The sequence below is a fragment of the Tolypothrix sp. VBCCA 56010 genome (genome assembly GCF_050875635.1).
Taxonomy (GTDB): domain Bacteria; phylum Cyanobacteriota; class Cyanobacteriia; order Cyanobacteriales; family Nostocaceae; genus Hassallia.
The window spans coordinates 1-19,028 of sequence record NZ_JBPAOH010000157.1; the positions used below are offsets into that span (position 1 = coordinate 1).

Genomic DNA, 19,028 nt, shown 5'->3' on the forward strand with positions numbered 1-19,028 from the left:
CTTAAAAGACGGGGCGTATGTTTCCCACTGGTTGTTGGGGCTATCTCTTTCCCTACACCCCACACCCCACACCCTACACCCCGCCCCAACGGGGCTTGGTCAAGGCAGCGCGTTGCGGTGAGTCAAGGCAGCGCGGTTGCCTGTACCGGAGCCTGCCGCGTGCGCGGGTTCCCCGCGTTGAGCGGACTGGCGTTCTATTCGTAGTGACTCTCCCGTTGGGGGGTTCCCCCCGCTATCTGCAACTGCCGCGCAAAGGCGAGGACACTTCTGTGGGCGGCAATGCCCTCCTTGAAGAATGTGTCTGTCGCAAAGAGTAAGAGTTTAAAATACCTAGTATTTGAACTTCATATTTCAATTCAGCAACGCCTTTAACCCTTATGCTACAAAGATTTTAGACTAATTGTTGGAAAAGTCTATGTTTGCTCAGTTGCTTTCTGCCAAAAATTCACTCTTCTGTAGTCAGCAATTTTAGTCTAAACTCCAGTAGATTAGAGCAAATTCCCCTCACTAACCAAGATTTGCATAATATGTTCAGCAATGATGGGATATTGATAGATTAAACTACGGAAACGTTGCTTTTCAATGACTAATACCCGGCTGTCAACCTTCGCCCTGGCAGATAAGGTACGCTTAATATTCCCCACCATCCCGATTTCACCAAGAATTTCCCCCGCTTGGGCAACTTCGATCACTTTTTCTGACCCTGCTTTCTCCTCTATTATCTCAAATTCCCCTTCAACAACAATATACATTTCTCGGCTCTCATCCCCAGTGCGTATCAGATACTCACCCGTTGGGTAATACCGTCCAGAAATCATGCGAGCAACGGTTAGTAATTCTTCATCGCTCATTAAGGAGAATAAAGCGAAGGTCTTAAGTAATTTGGCTCGCATTTGCAAACGCGAAGCAGGGATAGACAGAATGTTTGCGATCAGCCGAAAGGCTCCGGGCGTACCTGCGGGCAATTGACGGAAGAAGGTGTAACCTGTGTATAGGTAGGTTCCTTCGCCATACTCGGTAATCAGCATACCTCCTTTTTGAGGAGGTTCACCAGGGTCATGGCAAGCGACAATGGGCTGATAGCGTTTATCCCATTCCCGGAAGAAATACATTCCCACATCTTGCACCCAACCCAAAAAATCATTAGTCGTAATTGGATTAGGATTATTCATCAGATAGTGATCTGGGATTAAAATTTCCGGTGAGGGATTGTCCTCGTTGGTGACGCGATCGTGAGGCTGATTGTAATGAATTGGATAGGGAGTATATCCTTTTCCTTCATAGCTATAATTGTGATATTGAACGATTAAGGTTCCCCCCTGTTCAACGTATTTCAAGAAACGTTCAGCATTTTTCTTCAACTCATCCCGGACTAGGTAAGCATTGGGACCAACTACCACCGCGTCAAATTGGGTCAGATCGAGATAACCCATTTCTTCATCACTGATGAGATGAAACGCAATACCGTAATCTGCTAAGGCTTCCACCACCTCTTCAGCCGCTCCCTTCACGTAAGCATACTTCAAGCCGGAAGCAAACTTGATATCTAGCAAGCGAACTGTCACGCTTGAAGGTGAGAGGATAAAGGTCTCTCGAATACAGTTGCTTTCGTTAGGAACTCCTGGCAAGCCCGGATAACCCATACGCACAGGAGCTAGGGCAACATCATAATCGCGTTCGCCCACATTAATGACATAACGAATTGTATAGTCTCCCGCTGGCTTATTGGCTGGAACCGTGACTGTAAATTGCAATGTTTTGGTATCCTTGGCTTTATCCAAAACTATAGCTATCCTTTGCGGTTCAACTTGCCAATCGGGGGGAGCTTCCGTTCGCAGTGTTCCTTCAATCGAGCCATGCTCTGTCTGACTCTGAACGACAACCGTTAAGACGAAGGTTTGTGCCAATGATTGAACGGAGAGCATTTTGCGCGATTGAACTGGCTGTACAGAAATAGGAGGAATGACCTTAACATCTAATTCCCGATAGCCACCGGTGAACGCTTCTCTGAGAAATGCTCCCTGTCGTAATGTAATCGTCGTTTCGCCCAAATTAACCTGACATTGAGCAGAAATTAATGGGAGAGCAAATGGACGACTGTCTGCTTCATTGTTGGGCCAGGTGTAAGTATATCTTTCAGGGGTTTGCTCCAGCCAGTAGGGGGTAGTCAAAGTCGCTTGTTGAGCAACCGTTACCTCACTGTGAGAACTGAAAGCCAAACCCACAACAGACTTAACTTCGCCATCTATCTCTTGTTGTGTCCATCCTTGAGGAAGATGATACTTAAAGGTGACTTCACCAATCGGAACTTCCCGGTAGTTCCACAGTCGGGAGTGGAGGCGAAACTGCTGTCCGGGAATAACATGAGCGTCATCTGAAAGACATTCCAAACGTAACCCCAACACTTGAGCGATTACGTCTTCAAACTCTGTCTCTTTGCGTGCTAAAGAATAATCAATTGCTTTTTCAGCTTGCGGTGCTAATTTCGCTGTTGCTAAGTTAGCACGCGTTTCCCGCAAAATCTTTAACCCGGCTATTAGGGATTCGGCAACAAGTTTCACATTCTGCGGGTTGAATTGGGCGATCGCGTCCTGCACCAAAGCTTTAATCGCCGCCAATTTTTCTCGTAGGAAGGGTGAACCCTCGCCTGGATAGTCAACCAAACCTGTCAAAGTCGGGTCTAACCCGTCATATAGATCATTTTCTCGGGCAGGAACTGCCACCAAACTTTGCTGTAGAATGAAGTAGTAATAGAAGTCTCCTGGATTTGGAGCTAACCCGAACCCTTGAGTTCGATGATTGTTCGTCGCCAACCAAGCTCGTTCTTGATAGGTAGTTCCGGCAATGGGGTCGTACTCCCCAGTGTTAAGTCGCAAAATTCCGTCTCGTTCGTAGTCAGGATTGTAGAAGCCAAAGCAATTGATGGCTCCCCCGACGCTTTGATCCCCGCCTGTATTATTCGTAGACAGATAAAATTTTTGCGGTTGCCAAGGGGCTAATCCAACCTGTGATAATTCCGGAAATTTATTTGGGTCTCCTGCTGCGGCAAAGGCCTCACAAATTGCTAACCCCACTGCTTGATGGTGTCCGTGGAAGTCGTCGGCAATACCCTGCCAACGACCGACTATCACTTGGGGTTGCACTAAGCGAATAGCACGCACCACTTGTTTAATTAATTGCTCGCGTCCCCAATTTTCTAGCGGCTCATCAGCATTCTTACAGTAGCCGAAGTCGATAAATGGTCCGTATAAACACTCACCGCCGTCCACAGCGCGTGCTGAGTCAGATTCCCATGTCCGATAAATTCCCAAGGCTTCCCGTTGATAAGAACCAATCCGATTTTGTCCCCCTTCACCACGGGTTGCAGACCAGTAAACGGCTCGTCCGCCAATTTTTCGGGCGACATATACCAAGAGTCCCTCATCTTCATCATCTGGATGGGAGCCAAAGTGGATCATTCCCCCACTCATGCCCAAATTCCGGAGACGATAGTATAAGTCACTATTGTTCAAAACACTGTTCATAGAGAATTTCCTTATTCTGCTTCGAGCAAATATTATTTCAGAGATTGATTTCGTGGAATCACTTCTACTGGTTGGGATTTTAATTTGACAATCGAGTCGTTGGGAACATACCCGCTGACGGAAATTTGAGGATAGATGATACACCTTTGCCCGACAACGGTACCGGGTTGAAGAATTGTCATCGCTCCAATTTTCGAGTCATCGCCAACGCAAGCACCTAAATGGATCAATTCTGTAGGGAATTCCTGTTTCTCCTCACCGCGATTAATCTTGACGCAGATGGGTTTGCCATCTAAGCGATAATTGAGGAGACCCGCTAGATACGCCACCAAGACTCGATTGCCAATTAAACAGGTGGTAACTAGATTGGTGTGGGCAATTTGACTGTTATTGAGAACCAAAATTTGACGTATTTCTACGCCATGTCCGATGGTACAATTTTCACCCACCATCACATGACCGCGAATGTAAGCCTTGCTCCGTACCACCGTATTTCGTCCAATAATGGTTGGTCCGCGTACCACCGCTCCCCGTTCCACGCGAGATCCTGGTTCCATTTGGACTTTACCGGGTTCTACCCAAGCCCCTTCCTCAACCTCCCCCAGGATTTTCGGTTCTATGATTCGCTCAATAAAAGAAGGTAGTGCCGCAACACCTTCCCACACATATGTTATGTCCTTGAATAGCTCAGAGGCAGCTGGACTGTTGGATAAGTCAAAAAATTCTTGGGGATGATAGGGATTCATAAGTACTTAAGCAGTAATATGTACATATTAGGTTTAAATCCCAATAAGGGTTTCGGAGCGAAATTTAAGCATCTTGACGCAGCTGATCCAAAACATCTCTATCTTCTAAAGTAGAAGTGTCCCCTGAAACTTCTTGCCCAGCAGCGAGATTTCGCAGCAAGCGCCGCATAATCTTACCGGAACGAGTTTTGGGCAAAGCATCGGTAAAGCGAATTTCTCCGGGACGGGCGATCGCCCCAATTTCTTTAACAACGTGTTGCTTGAGTTCTTTACTCAGTTCTTCACTGGGATTGCGATCGCCTTCTAAAGTCACAAAAGCAACTATTTCTTCTCCTTTAAGTTCATCCGGCTTACCTACGACTGCTGCTTCAGCAACGCCGGGATGTGATACAAGGGCTGATTCAACTTCCATTGTTCCCAGTCTATGCCCTGATACATTCATCACATCATCAACACGCCCCATGACCCAGAAATAACCGTCTTCGTCCCGTCTTGCTCCATCTCCAGCAAAGTAGATATATTGCCCATCTTTGGGGGGAATATGTTCCCAGTAGGTACGACGGAAGCGGTCTGGATCGTTGTATACTGTTCGCATCATACCAGGCCAAGGATGCCGTATGACCAAATAACCGCCTTCATTATCACCCACAGAGTTTCCTTCTAAATCTATTACATCAGCCAAGATTCCAGGGAAAGGAAGAGTTGCAGAACCGGGTTTTGTAGAAATTGCCCCTGGCAGAGGCGTAATCATCAAACCACCTGTTTCCGTCTGAAACCAAGTATCAACAATCGGACACCGTTCACCGCCAATCACTTGGTGATACCACATCCAAGCTTCTGGGTTAATTGGTTCACCCACAGTTCCTAGCAAACGTAAGGAAGACAAATTTCGCGCTTTCGGTAAGTTGTCGCCCATTTTGATAAAGGCACGAATCGCAGTAGGTGCGGTATAAAATATATTGACCCCGTGTTTCTCAATAATGTCCCACATACAGCCTGGATTAGAGGCGCGAGGCGCTCCTTCGTAAATTACCGTTGTCGCACCATTGGAAAGAGGACCGTAGACAACGAAGCAGTGTGCCGTAATCCAACCTACATCAGCAGTACACCAGTATACATCTGTGTCTTGCAAATCGAAAATCCATTTGGTGGTTATGTGAACGTGTAAGTTATAACCAGCAGTTGTGTGTACAACACCTTTCGGTTTGCCAGTGCTACCAGAAGTGTAGAGAATAAACAGCATATCTTCACTGTCCATTGGTTCGGCGGGACAATCTGCGGAAACATTCTTTTGCAAATCATGCCACCATTGATCGCGTCCTGGTTGCATGTGGATTTCTTGACGGGTACGCTGCACTACCACGACGTTTTCTACGCTGGGAACAGCGCCATCAGCTAAAGCTTTGTCTACTTGTTCCTTGAGCGGTACAATTGCATCCTTGCGCCAACCACCATCAGCAGTAACGACGAGTTTTGCTTGAGCATCAACTAGCCTGTCGCGCAAAGCTTCTGCACTAAAACCACCAAAAACTACACTGTGAGGTGCGCCAATTCTGGCACAAGCTAGCATGGCGATCGCCGCTTCCGGAATCATCGGCATATAAATGCCAACCCGATCTCCTTTTTTCACTCCCAGTTGCTTCAGTACATTCGCAAACTGACAAACTTCCCGATGCAATTGGGCGTAGGTGATGGTACGCGAGTCGCCTGGTTCTCCTTCCCAAATAATCGCGGCTTTATTCTTGCGCCATGTAGTCAGGTGTCTGTCAAGACAGTTGTAAGAAATATTAATCTTGCCATTGACAAACCACTTAGCAAACGGCGGTTGCCAGTCTAGAATTGTGTCCCACTTCTGGAACCAGTGCAACTCAAGTTCTGCTAACTCTGCCCAGAATTGTTGCGGATCGGCTTTCGCTTTGTCGTAGAGGCGCTGGTAGTCTTCCAAGCTTTTGATATGAGCTTTTTGGGAAAATTCAGAGCTGGGGTGGAATAGACGCTTTTCTTGAAGGATTGATTCTATCATGATTTGGGACATGATTGTTTTTGTAATTGGCGATGTGACTAAAAACTACTGTATATGCGGATTTTTTAGAGAGTGTTTTGATTTTTGTTAAGATAAGTTATGTTTTGATTTACCAGCTAGATGAAAATCTCGGATTTATGCACTGTACAAATTTACCGTCATGTGTAGAAAGGAGATTGGGCTGTTTCAGCCTTTTGAGGATGAAGTTCAGATAAATAGCGATACGCCTAGCGTCAAGCCTCCGGCTTATCGCTCAATAAATCCGAAGCGAAATCACGTTTCTATAAAAATTGTCTATCTTCAGACGAATTGAGTAAATCTTCTAGCGAACGCATTGTTTTCTGACCTCATTGGCTACTGCACGATTGCTCAATCGATACCTGCAAGTACTGATGCGGATGGGAAGCATTTTTTCTCAAGAGCATTTAAATAAAGCGAATCGTACATTGGCACAATCTTGGAGGCAGCAAAATTTTTGGCATGTTCAATCGATGCTTTTCCAAAATTTAACAATTGTTCTCGATTTTCAGACAGATACACAACTCTATCTGCAAACTGTTCAACAGCACCTAGATCGACTAAAAAACCCGTTTCACCATCTAATACGAGTTCGGGTATACCCCCAACCCGACTGGCTATAACTGGAATCCCACAAGCCATTGCTTCTAACGCAGCTAGACAAAAACTTTCATAAGTGCTTGTTACCAATAGCACATCACTGTTTTTGAGAATTGAAAAGACATCTTTTTGAGCACCCCAGAATTTGACATCTTGTTCTAGATGAGTCAGTTTTACCTGACGCTGTACCTCTGCCAATTCTGGTCCATCCCCTACCAACCAAAGTTCGGCATCGATTTGTTTTTTAACAGCAGCAAAGATGTCCACAATGTGACAAGTATTCTTAATAGGGCGAAAATTTGAAATGTGGATTAACCGCAACTTTTTCCTGAATATGAATTTGGGATGATCGCACACACAGTTAATGAAATTTGGAATCACCTTTGGAGGTTCTGGTAGTTCCAAGTTTATCTGAGAAAGATGAGCATGGGCAGTTGAAACAGTCGTGAGGGTGTCCATTGCTAGCATTGCCTGCTTCAGATGCAGTCCTAAAATTGGGTCACGACCTAACGTCAATGTATCTGTACCATGTAAAGTACCCACTAATACTGGGGCATGGTCTCCCAACAACTGTCCCACCCTGGCAGCAATCAATGCAAAGGGAACTGCATAATGAAAATGCACAACATCTAACCCATCGAGTTCAATCACCTGTAGAACGCATTTGAGATAGGCTTGCAGTTCATCGTCAGTCCAATCGACATACAATTTTCCTGCTGAACGATCTTGATGAGATTGTGAGAATAACTTGTGATTTGTAATTCCTTTATGTTTTCCCCAGCTGCCAAACGGAGTGGAATAAGTAAACAAATGAATTTTGTGCCCGCGTTGAGCCAATTCTTGGGCTAAATTCATAGCGATGCGAGCACTACCACCCAGGCTGCTGTGGCATAAAATACCAATTTTCATTTGGTTATACTCAATAAGTGGTTATTTTCTCAACGAGTTTCCATGGTGTCTTGGTTTGTTTGAGAAGCTATGAATTCTTCAAGATTGTTCTGAATGGTTTGACAAATTTTATCTAGTGGTAAGTCATTATAGTCGTAACCGAAAGGATTTTCGATTTCCACTCCAATTTGCTCAATCCCAAACAAAGCAAAACTGACAATTGCTACAAATAAACCTGTCCACCAACCTAAATCTTTGACAAACTGAAAAGGTAGAATTAAACAGTAGATGAGTACCAGTTGATTCAGATGAATGACGTAGGCTGCGGGGATTGGTGTTTTCAAAATGCGTTCGCAGCCGCCTACATCATCTATCAACTTATTGATCAGAGTGTGCATAGTAGCCAATTGGTAATTAGTTAAAAGACCTCGCTTGTATTGTTGCTGCAAGTAATCTCCTAACCAACCAGCAATTTCTAACGGCATATTTTGACTATTTTGCAAAACCCTGTATTGAGAAACAGAAACCCAAGGTTTTAACTCGTCACTAGCTGGTTCATAACGGAGATATAGCTTATCGCAAATCGCAAACGCCGACAATAAACGTAATGCGGTAATTTTCCGCTCTCGATCTCCAGGTTCAACTTCGTCAACTGCAACCCAAATTTGCCAAGCTAAATTGCGGATAGTGACAACTGTACTACCCCAAAGTCTTCTTCCTTCCCAATATCGCTCATAAGCCGTATTAGTACGAAAAACTAGCAATAAAGCTAAAACAATACTGGGAATTACACTGCCTAAAACGGGTTGAGCAACGGGCAATTTAATAAAGTAAAGAAAGGAAATCAGAATGCTAAATGCAGCACAAAAGAGAGAACGTTCCAAAATTCCTGGAATAACAGAACCTTGAAATCTAAATATTTCTCTAAGCCATAATTTTTTGGCAGTAGTTTTTGATATTTTTACCATCAATTTACCTATTCTGAAGTTTCGATTTGCCGATAGCCATGCATCAATCGGTATTATCCTACACCTTTGGTAGTAAATAGACGATCAAATTTGCGCTTTAACAGACATCTTTGGAAATTAATTATGCGTTGCCTGAAATCCTTGTATAACGCCGCGTGTTCATACATTTTTTTTCACACCTATATCTAATGCATTTGGTATATTTGTCTGCTTTGTCAATTTTTGATTGGTTCTAAGTTATTTTGAGCTTCTCCAAGGTTAGTTTGGAGTTGCACCGGATAATAGGAGAATTGATTAATTTGCTCTTTCTCCATTAGAGTCAGTATCGCTAGGTTTACTTTTTCGATGGTATCAAAGTATAATTGGGAATTACCATTAGTATTAGCAAAAACCCGAATTTTAATCACACGAGAATTTTGATTGAGTTCGCTAAAGTAAATAAAAAACTTTTCCGTCAAGATATCAATTGACTTCGGAATTTCTCGAAGACCGATACAAATTTTTTCGGTTTTTTCTGCCGAAATACCATCAATTTTCAGGGTTAAGTTAATCCCTATTGAATTATCATTTCCTATCGGTTGGAACCAATTTTCCACTACTCCATTAATCATTTTAGAATTGGGCACTTTTTGGATAGTGTTTCTGGTCAGTATACGAAGGGTTGTACTTCGCAGTCCAACATTTTCCACCTTAATTAGACCCTCTACTCCATGCATCGTCACTTGGTCTCCGGGTCGAAACAGATTATCTACGTAGATAATGACGGTACAACACAAGTCATAGATCAGGTCTTTGAGTAACAAACCTATGGCAACACCCGCTCCACCAAGCAACCCGATGAGTGCCCCAGCCGATGCACCCAAAAATACCTCACTTGCTTTGAGCAAGATAATCGCGATCGCCAGCACCTGAAACAATTTCGGCAGATAGGGTACGAGCAAATCGTCTAGCTCGGTTTCAGTTGAGAGCGTCCATTGTTTCAGCACCTCTCCCAACACAGGGGCGGCACGGTAAACAATAAAGGCAAAGGTAGCGTAAGTACTAAACCTGAGAATCCCTTCTACTTTTTCGTTCAATTCTGGGCTAAAATTTTCTGCCAGAATTAGCTGCACTATCCACAGTCCACCGATAACAATCAGCCAGTTTAAAGGTTGCTTGATAATCTCGATCAACTCATCGTCAAAAGTGGTCTGCGTTTTGCTAGTTAGACGCTCGATTCTACGAATGATAATTTCGGAGAAAACTTGTTTTAACGCCAGAGTAAGTGTGAGGACAATGACGATAATAACGATTTTGAACAGCGGTATAGGTGTGTTGACGATGGAGATGTCTGCACTAAAAATGAGTTTCCAAAAATCAGAACCAGCAAGAGCTGTTATAGATGATATTGCAAAAATTTTCATGGTTTTCTAATTTGATACTTACACAGCGTTGTAGTCTGTTCTATTTCAACTCCCAACTTGCTATCTTCACTACTTGCTCCGGTTCCTTATTCAAGGATGAAGTTCAAATTGAACGATATTGCTTGGTGTAGGGACAATTCATGAATTGTCCCTACAAATACGCCCATTATTCACCCTTTACGAGAATTGCTGTAAGTGAAAATTAATCAAACGATAAGTTATGATGTTGATACACTAACCAAGGATTTTGTCAAGACTAATTAAGATGCGATCGCTTCTGAGCGGGCGCAAAGCGCGATCGCCCTGCCTCGCTTGATTATGTTGTTACCGGGGATGCAGCAGCAGAGACAACGTTAAGGTTAGCAACCAACCCATACGTTGATACATAATCTTCTAACTCTTGCAAATCAACCGTGCCATTTTTATCGGCATCAAGAATGTTGAAAAGATAATCAGTGACGTATCTCCTAATTTCTTCAGAAGAACGTTCGCCTGTTGTCATATCTTCTATTCGCCCTAAAAGCTCCATAATCTCGTCTTTATCAAGTGCATTGCTGCCATCTTCATCCAATTGAGAGACATATACTGCGTCAAACTTCACACCTTTTTTCTTAATGTCAACACCTGCACGGCGTGCCTGCAACCTTCCAAATGCGGTCAGGTCAACATCCAATACCCCGGCAAAAATGTTACGTTCATTACTGGTGCTTTCACCATGCCGAATAAAGTATGCACGTCCGGGATAATCATCCTTCTGTGCAGCATAAACGCTGGTATTATCAGTTTTTACCACGATTGTTAATAGATAGTTTTAAATCTGACTATGTTAAAGTACAATAATACTAAGTCACCAATTTATCAATAGTTTTTTCAGTAATTTTTTGATAAGTTTAGTAAAGATTTAATGACTTTTAAAAAAGAGGGAAACATTTAATTACGGCGATCGCATAACCGATAGCAAAGCTTGTATTAGGTGCTATGTCTTCAAAGCCGACTGCAAAGAAAATAATATGTTTGCGTCTGATTTTCGCAGCTAATTTGCTTTCTATTTTTGGGGTGAATTGATGGTACAATGTCCGCTTTTTGTAGAGACGCTTGGGTGTCGCGTCTCTATACCATCAAATGTTATAAAACTCGATCTACTGTGTTAACGAGACTGGTAACGTCTAACTCTTTCAGCTTGGACATTAACAATAGTACCAGGGTCAGTTTGGCTAAGAGCGTACTTATTACCATCATCGAAGATCGCGCCGCTATAATTAGCAGTCGTTCCATCGTTTCTAGTAAAAGATTGAGTAAGGCTACAATCACTATTCACTTGGTATGTGCCTTGAGTGCGAATATTGGTTGTCACGTTTCCTGCAATACTTCTGACTAAAATAGTTCCGTTGACATTTCCATTGCCATCAAAGGTGAGTAAACCAGTTACGGCTAACGGGTCGGTGTTATTCACAAACCCAGTAGATTGGGCTGAATATGTTCCCTGCAAACTTCTATTGTCACATCCTTTTTTCGATAGTTGACTATTATCAGGTTGTGCTTGTACCACTTGGGGTATCAGAGCGTCCAAAATGGTAAGTGCCGACAGAGCAGAAATCGTTAACGCGGTGAAAGCTTTGAGAGTTTTCATAGGAGATTGTACACGTACAAGGGTTTATTTCCAACTATTAAATAATACAGATATATCTACAAGATTTTAGATAAATATTTGATGAAGAATGGAACAACGAGCGTTGTATCCCTACAATCTGGTCTCTTTACCTAAAAACGGTTCTAAGTAGATGGCGCGAAAATTTATAACTATGTCATTGCCAACGAAGTGTTCGCGCAGCGTGTCTTCTTGGGACTGAGCTGAGTGAAGCAATTTGCTTGCGGTTTTGACTCATTTTCTGTTGCATAGTACGGTTTATTCACACCTACCTACTTGAATAGCATATGTAATATATTATACATATTTTTTGCATCGGCAGGTGCTTGAAGTTGGTACATTATCCACACAAAAGCACCCGCTCCAATTAGCAGAATTGATAATTTTAATTCGTACCAGCGCCGGATAAATTTAACCTAATAATTCATAATTCATTGATATTTGCAAACACGCTGTTTTTTAATTCAGCAGTCAACAATTACCTGAATTCAAGTTCCCACTAATTGAAATTACTAATTATTTTGATTTTTTTTACAGTCATTTAAAAACTAAAATTTATGTTAGAGAATTTACTATGCTTTGTCAAATGCATGATATGAATGATGCCTATGCATAAAATAAATTTGTTGACATTGGATTTTAATCTGCTACTGGTGTTATCTGCGTTGCTCGAAGAGCGTAACGTCACGAATGCTGGAGAAAAAATTGGTTTGAGTCAATCGGCTACCAGTCATGCGCTTGGGCGATTGCGTCAAGTGTTCAACGATCCACTGCTTGTGCGTTCTCCCAAAGGCATGGTTCCTACACCACGCGCTCTTGAGTTAGTAGAGCCATTACAAAAAATTTTGTTAAATATTGAGCAGTTAATTCAACCAACCGTTTTTGATCCAAAAACAGCACAAGGCACGATTCGATTAGGTACGTCAGATTATGCAACCGCCGTGATTCTTCCTTCAGTTTTGCAGCAAATTTCGAGGGCAGCTCCGCAACTGAATTTAGAATGCAATAATTGGCGTTGTGACACATTAGATAACTTACGAGATGGAGCGATCGATCTAGGTTTAGGAGTTGCTAATCTACCGGAAACTGGGGAGTTTAAATCCCAAAAGTTATTTGTAGAAGATTATGTGTGTGTCGTTCGCGCCGATCATCCGATCGCTCAAACAGATTTTACACTTGAATCTTACATTGCTTTGCCACACGGGTTCATCACGCCTACAAACGTAGTCCCGAATCCAACTAAAACCCATGTGGATAATGTGTTGTCAAATTTAGGCGTAAAGCGTCGAGTCATGTTGAAGATACCACATTTTCTCTCGGTTCCGATGATTGTGCAACAGACTGATCTGATTTTTACCTTGCCTCGTCGAATTGCCATGCTGTTTGCTCAATATACAAACCTGGCTCTGCTTGAACCACCAATTAAACTTAATAAGTACAACTATATGCAGCTTTGGCATGAACGTCTCGATTACGATCCGCTACACATTTGGCTACGTGAGTTAGTCGCCTCCCAAACCCAGCAACTGTGAAAACAAGAAGCAAAAATCTTTAACAAGATTAATTTGTTGACACAACAAAAAAATTGTTATCCGGCAATATAGCCGTTTTGGTGTTGGATGCAATACCAGGGCGAACGCAGTAGGGACAATTCATGAATTGTCCCTACATCAGAATGTATTTGACGCAAGTGAGAACCGCTATATTTAACCAAAGCTAGAAATACCACAAGCGCTGGATAAGTCTTATTATTAGCTCAAGCGCCACATTTCAATATCTGTGAGTGAGAGCAATGTCAAATCTCGTGAAGCGCAAATCCCGCCCAACAAAGCGAAAAACTATCGGTTTAATGGTGATAATTTTAGCGTGGAGTCTGGCTATGGGCTGGCTTCTTTTTTTGGCAACTAACGTCCAAGGTGCTACAAACACGTCGGATGTGGGTACGGTTGACGTAGTGCCGGCACAATATCAGTTGGGACAACAATTATATTTAGAAAATTGCTCTAATTGTCACATTGCCCTTCCCCCGGCTGTTTTTCCCACCCAAACCTGGAAAAACCTTTTGCAAGATTCGCAGCACTACGGCGCACAACTCAAACCTTTAGTCGATCCACCGCGCATCTTGGTGTGGAGATATTTGTCAACTTTTTCCCGTTCCCACCTCAAAGAAGAATCAACACCTTATCGCTTCAGCGATTCGCGCTATTTTAAAGCTTTGCATCCCAAAGTGCAATTACCACGCCCCGTACAAGTAGGTAGCTGTGTCAGCTGTCATCCCAGCGCCACCGACTTCAACTTTCGTAGCCTGACTTCAGAGTGGAAGTAGGGAATGGGGAATTGGGCATGGGGCATGGGGCATGGGGCATGGGTCATGGGGCATGGGGCATGGGGCATGGGGCATCGGTAATAATTCTCTCCCCTTTACCCAATTCCCATTGCCCATTGCCCATTGCCCAATGCCCAATGCCCATTGCCCAATGCCCAATTCCCGCAAGTAGGGCGATCGCTACAGTCGCATGGTTAGGGTTCGCCTTCGAGTGCTGAAGGCAAAATGATACTATGAAATAAGTTTCAAATTATAAGATATGAGTTAAACCAATCGTTAAGTAGACTGATTGGCTCGACAAGCGACTAGGTTTTTGAGTGAATTCTCCTGCTTCAACCGATCGACCTTGCGCTCTCACGGCTCGGTTGGGTTAAATGCTTATAATAAATGCCAAACCTTTAATCTCCATCCCCTCTTGATTTAGTTGAAAACAAACGCCATGCTAAAAACTTTGTTGGGCGATCCCAACGCTCGTAAGCTGAAAAAATACCAACCTTACATTACTGAAATTAACCTCTTAGAAGAAGAAGTTAAAGCTCTTTCTGATGAACAGTTAAAAGATAAAACAGCAGAGTTTAAACAACGACTCGGCAAAGGTGAAACTACAGATGATATTTTGCCAGAAGCTTATGCTGTTGTCCGGGAAGCAGCGCGACGTGTTTTGGGGTTGCGACATTTTGATGTGCAACTCTTAGGTGGTGCTATCCTGCATTCAGGGCAAATTGCCGAAATGAAAACCGGGGAGGGCAAAACCCTGGTTGCGACTTTGCCAAGTTATTTAAATGCTTTAAGCGGTAAAGGTGTACACGTTATCACCGTCAACGATTACCTGGCTCGTCGAGACGCGGAATGGATGGGACAGGTGCATCGCTTTTTGGGGTTGAGTGTGGGGCTAATTCAAGCAAATATGACTCCCGCCGAACGTCAAAAAAACTACAACTGTGATATCACTTATGTTACCAACAGCGAGGTAGGTTTTGACTATCTGCGTGATAACATGGCAACATCAATGGCAGATGTTGTGCAACGTCCCTTTAATTACTGCGTAATTGACGAAGTAGACTCAATTCTAATTGATGAAGCGCGGACACCGCTAATTATTTCCGGGCAGGTAGAAAGACCGACAGAAAAATATCTGCAAGCAGCGGAAATTTCACTTACTCTGAAAAAAGATGAGCATTACGAGGTCGATGAAAAAGCGCGTAACGTGCTGTTGACCGATGAAGGCTTTGCTCAAGCGGAAAATCTTTTGGAAGTAAGAGATTTATTCGACCCGGAAGATCCGTGGGCACACTTTGTTTTCAATGCGATTAAAGCGAAAGAACTTTTCCTCAAGGATGTAAATTACATCGTCCGCAATGGGGAAGTGGTAATTGTCGATGAATTTACTGGTCGGGTGTTACCAGGACGACGTTGGAGTGATGGACTGCATCAAGCAATTGAAGCTAAAGAACACGTAGAAATTCAGCCGGAAACGCAAACTTTAGCAACAATTACTTATCAAAATTTGTTTTTGTTGTATCCTAAGTTGGGAGGAATGACTGGAACAGCAAAGACAGAAGAACCTGAATTTGAAAAAATTTACAAACTGGAAGTAACGGTAACTCCTACCAACAGGAAAAGGCTGCGTCAAGACTTGTCTGATATGGTCTTTAAAACTGAGCCGGGTAAATGGCGGGCGATCGCTAACGAATGTGCCGAAATGCACCAACTCGGTAGACCTGTGCTGGTGGGAACCACCAGTGTAGAAAAATCAGAATATCTCAGCGGGCTTCTCAAGCAGCAAAATATTCCCCACGAATTGCTCAACGCAAGACCCGAAAACGTCGAACGAGAGTCAGAAATTGTCGCCCAAGCCGGACGCAAAGGTGCTGTGACTATCGCCACCAACATGGCTGGTAGAGGTACTGACATTATTTTGGGTGGTAACTCTGAATATATGGCGCGTCTGAAGCTGCGGGAATACTTTATGCCCCGCATCGTCCAACCCGAAGACGAAGATACTTTTGGTGTCCACAGAGACGCTGGTTTGCCCACAGGAACTGGTGGTGGACATGGTTTTGTCCCTGGTAAAAAGGTAAAAACTTGGAAGGCTTCGCCACAAGTATTCCCGATTCAACTGTCAAAAGAAACAGAACAACTGTTGAAAGAAGCTGTACAACTGGCAGTGCGGGAGTATGGTGAGCGCAGTTTACCCGAATTAGAGGCAGAAGAGAAAGTAGCTGTGGCGGCAGAAAAAGCGCCAATTGACGACGTAGTAATTCAAACTCTGCGGTCAGCTTATAACCGCGTCAAGCACGAATACGAACAGTTTACTAGTCGAGAACACGAAGAAGTAGTGCAGTTAGGCGGTTTGCACGTAATTGGTACAGAACGCCACGAATCGCGAAGAGTAGATAATCAGTTACGCGGACGTGCAGGACGTCAAGGGGACCCTGGATCGACAAGATTCTTCTTAAGTTTAGAAGATAACTTGATGCGGATTTTTGGAGGCGATCGCGTAGCCCGCTTAATGGAAGCCTTCCAAGTTGAGGAAGATATGCCCATTGAATCTGGAATGCTTACCCGCAGTTTAGAAGGCGCTCAGAAAAAAGTCGAAACCTACTACTACGACATCCGCAAACAGGTGTTTGAGTACGACGAAGTGATGAACAATCAACGTCGCGCTATCTATGCCGAACGTCGTCGGGTGCTAGAGGGGCAAGACTTGAAAGAACAGGTAATCAAGTACGCCGAAAAAACGATGGATGAGATCGTTGACTATTACATCAACCCAGACTTGCCCTCAGAAGAGTGGGAATTAGAAAAGCTGGCTGAAAAAGTCAAAGAATTCGTCTATCTGCTGCAAGACTTGCAGCCAAATCATTTAGAAGAGATGACAATAGGCGAAATTAAATTTTTCCTTCACGAACAGGTGCGAAATGCCTACGACATGAAGGAAGATCAAGTTGACCAAGTGCAGCCGGGACTAATGCGACAAGCTGAAAGGTTCTTTATCTTACAGCGGATTGATACGCTCTGGCGGGAACACTTACAACAAATGGACGCCTTGCGAGAATCTGTAGGACTGCGCGGTTACGGTCAAAAAGACCCGCTAATTGAATACAAGAGCGAGGGATATGAACTTTTCTTGGATATGATGGTGAATATCCGCCGAGATGTGGTATACTCTCTCTTCATGTTTCAACCGCAACCGCAACCAGTAGTTCAGACACCATCAGAGATGGTTTGAAGTTAAGCGTTAAAGATAATATTTTCGCGCAAAGACGCTAAGTAGTTCTTAGCGTCTTTTTGTTTTGATGCGAGATATATAATTGATACATGAAAAAGCTTTTATTTCTGTGCAGCCAGAATAGATTGCGAAGTCCCACAGCTGAGGCTGTGTTTTTTGAGTATGAAGGACTTGAGGTGGAATCAGCGGGTTTAGACCGCTATGCCGAAATACCAGTTTCAACTGAAATGATTGAATGGGCTGATATTATTTTTGTGATGGAAAAATCCCATAGAAATAAGCTCTCAAAAAATTTTCAGCCGTTTCTCAAGAATAAAAAAGTTATATGTTTGGATATACCAGATGACTTTGAGTATATGGAACCAGCTTTAATTAACTTGTTAAAGAAGAAGGTATTGCCCTTATTGGGAACAATATAATTTTTTGTAAATAATTGCAAACACAGCAGGCATCATATTATGTCCGGCAAATCACACATATTGTACGGACACAATATTATTTGTCATCAAAAATTAAAACAAATCGAAACAGTTACGTAGTAATACTGAAAAATTATCGTTTATGAAGTGAACTTTATTTTTATTTTCTGTATTACCGCTGAGGGTATTTTTCCGCAAAAATAGCATGATTTAGATAGTTTTGTACAAAATATTTGTCACTAACTATACAATCTTCCTTTTAGTATCGCCTTCACATAACTTTAAAAAACCATGAATAATTGCCCTTGCTGCTCCCACCGACTTTTGGCTCATATTCGCAAGAATGAAGTTTACTGGTTCTGCCGAACATGCTGGCAAGAAATGCCATCACTGAGTAGGAAAAAGAGTTATAGTCTAGTACACTAATTTCTCGACAGTCCTCTACATTTATTGACAAATCAGACACAAAAACCGAAACTTCTTTCAAGAAAATTTACATGAGCCGACTAGACTTACTCGTACAATTTATGGGATAATTCCCAAATACCAACTCTCCTGCTTAATAAGAGCGAGTGTATTCGTGTTGTTGACTTCCATAAAAACGAAGCTGAAATTGACATCAACCCAAAAAGTTTTGATGTCAAAACACGCGGGTATATCTCGGTTTACTTACAACTGGGGGCTGGCGACATGGCAGGTTTTATATAAAGAAGGATACAAGCCGAATCATCTAATTTTAAAGAAATTCTTTAATAATGAAGTAAAGACAGTTTTCCCCTGGATTAAAGAAAAAGGTATCTGCCAAAAAATAACTGAGTTTGCTTTTGAGAATTTAGGGAAAGCTTTTCAAAACTTTTTTGAGAAACGTGCAGATTATCCTAAGTTTAAAAGGAAAGGTCGAAATTCGAGTTTTACAATTAATGCAGGTGGTAAACCAATAAATATTGGCGGCAACCGAATTAAATTACCAACCATTGGATGGGTTTCAACTTATGAATCTTTACCTCACACAACAACCACAAAGGTCACGATATCTCAAACTGCGGGTGATTGGTACATTTCTTGTTCCTATGAAATAGAACGGGAAATCACTAACAAAGAGTATGATTATGTTGGTGTTGATTTAGGAGTCAAAGTGCGATCCGTTGGCTAGAAACTAAAGCCCACAAGGACTTGGAGGATTAGCCGCAAGGTACAGAACCTTGACAACTGAATGACCATGTAGGTGAGAGT

Annotated in this window: 14 protein-coding genes; 6 read left to right on the forward strand and 8 right to left on the reverse strand. The window is 42.8% G+C overall.

Annotated elements, in window-relative coordinates:
- Positions 1 to 488 precede the first annotated feature (488 nt).
- The 8 genes from AABK37_RS34015 to AABK37_RS34050 form a co-directional block, all read right to left on the reverse strand.
- Complete coding sequence (locus AABK37_RS34015; RefSeq protein WP_432555882.1) at positions 489 to 3,524, reverse strand: cyclic nucleotide-binding domain-containing protein; 3,036 nt, start codon at positions 3,522 to 3,524, stop codon at positions 489 to 491.
- Positions 3,525 to 3,556: 32 nt separating this feature from the next.
- Complete coding sequence (locus tag AABK37_RS34020; RefSeq protein WP_432555883.1) at positions 3,557 to 4,270, reverse strand: hypothetical protein; 714 nt, start codon at positions 4,268 to 4,270, stop codon at positions 3,557 to 3,559.
- A gap of 64 nt (positions 4,271 to 4,334) precedes the next feature.
- A complete protein-coding gene (acs, locus tag AABK37_RS34025; RefSeq protein WP_432555884.1) occupies positions 4,335 to 6,305 on the reverse strand; it encodes an acetate--CoA ligase in 1,971 nt (656 codons plus the stop codon).
- Between the two features lie 357 nt (positions 6,306 to 6,662).
- On the reverse strand, positions 6,663 to 7,820 hold the full coding sequence (bshA, locus tag AABK37_RS34030) for an N-acetyl-alpha-D-glucosaminyl L-malate synthase BshA (protein WP_432555885.1): 1,158 nt from the start codon (positions 7,818 to 7,820) through the stop codon (positions 6,663 to 6,665).
- 29 nt (positions 7,821 to 7,849) lie between these two features.
- Complete coding sequence (locus AABK37_RS34035; protein WP_432555886.1) at positions 7,850 to 8,767, reverse strand: bestrophin family protein; 918 nt, start codon at positions 8,765 to 8,767, stop codon at positions 7,850 to 7,852.
- Between the two features lie 215 nt (positions 8,768 to 8,982).
- Complete coding sequence (locus tag AABK37_RS34040) at positions 8,983 to 10,170, reverse strand: mechanosensitive ion channel family protein (protein WP_432555887.1); 1,188 nt, start codon at positions 10,168 to 10,170, stop codon at positions 8,983 to 8,985.
- Positions 10,171 to 10,486: 316 nt separating this feature from the next.
- Positions 10,487 to 10,963: a histidine phosphatase family protein gene (locus tag AABK37_RS34045; RefSeq protein WP_432555888.1), complete on the reverse strand. Its 477-nt coding sequence runs from the start codon at positions 10,961 to 10,963 to the stop codon at positions 10,487 to 10,489.
- 354 nt (positions 10,964 to 11,317) lie between these two features.
- Positions 11,318 to 11,800 (reverse strand): hypothetical protein, encoded by a 483-nt coding sequence (locus AABK37_RS34050; protein ID WP_432555889.1) that lies wholly within the window; start codon positions 11,798 to 11,800, stop codon positions 11,318 to 11,320.
- 626 nt (positions 11,801 to 12,426) lie between these two features.
- Between AABK37_RS34050 and AABK37_RS34055 the strand changes: the two genes are divergently transcribed.
- The 6 genes from AABK37_RS34055 (at position 12,427) to AABK37_RS34080 (ending at position 18,948) form a co-directional block, all read left to right on the forward strand.
- A complete protein-coding gene (locus tag AABK37_RS34055) occupies positions 12,427 to 13,350 on the forward strand; it encodes a LysR family transcriptional regulator (protein WP_432555890.1) in 924 nt (307 codons plus the stop codon).
- A gap of 260 nt (positions 13,351 to 13,610) precedes the next feature.
- Positions 13,611 to 14,144 (forward strand): cytochrome C, encoded by a 534-nt coding sequence (locus tag AABK37_RS34060; protein WP_432555891.1) that lies wholly within the window; start codon positions 13,611 to 13,613, stop codon positions 14,142 to 14,144.
- Positions 14,145 to 14,203: 59 nt separating this feature from the next.
- The gene (locus AABK37_RS34065) at positions 14,204 to 14,362 is read left to right on the forward strand and encodes a hypothetical protein (protein ID WP_432555892.1); all 159 of its coding nucleotides are present in this window, start codon (positions 14,204 to 14,206) and stop codon (positions 14,360 to 14,362) included.
- 221 nt (positions 14,363 to 14,583) lie between these two features.
- Positions 14,584 to 17,376, forward strand: coding sequence for a preprotein translocase subunit SecA (secA, locus tag AABK37_RS34070; RefSeq protein ID WP_432555893.1), 2,793 nt, complete (start codon positions 14,584 to 14,586; stop codon positions 17,374 to 17,376).
- Between the two features lie 89 nt (positions 17,377 to 17,465).
- A complete protein-coding gene (locus AABK37_RS34075; RefSeq protein ID WP_432555894.1) occupies positions 17,466 to 17,795 on the forward strand; it encodes a low molecular weight protein tyrosine phosphatase family protein in 330 nt (109 codons plus the stop codon).
- 580 nt (positions 17,796 to 18,375) lie between these two features.
- Positions 18,376 to 18,948 (forward strand): RNA-guided endonuclease InsQ/TnpB family protein, encoded by a 573-nt coding sequence (locus AABK37_RS34080; protein WP_432555895.1) that lies wholly within the window; start codon positions 18,376 to 18,378, stop codon positions 18,946 to 18,948.
- The last annotated feature ends 80 nt before the right edge of the window (positions 18,949 to 19,028 follow it).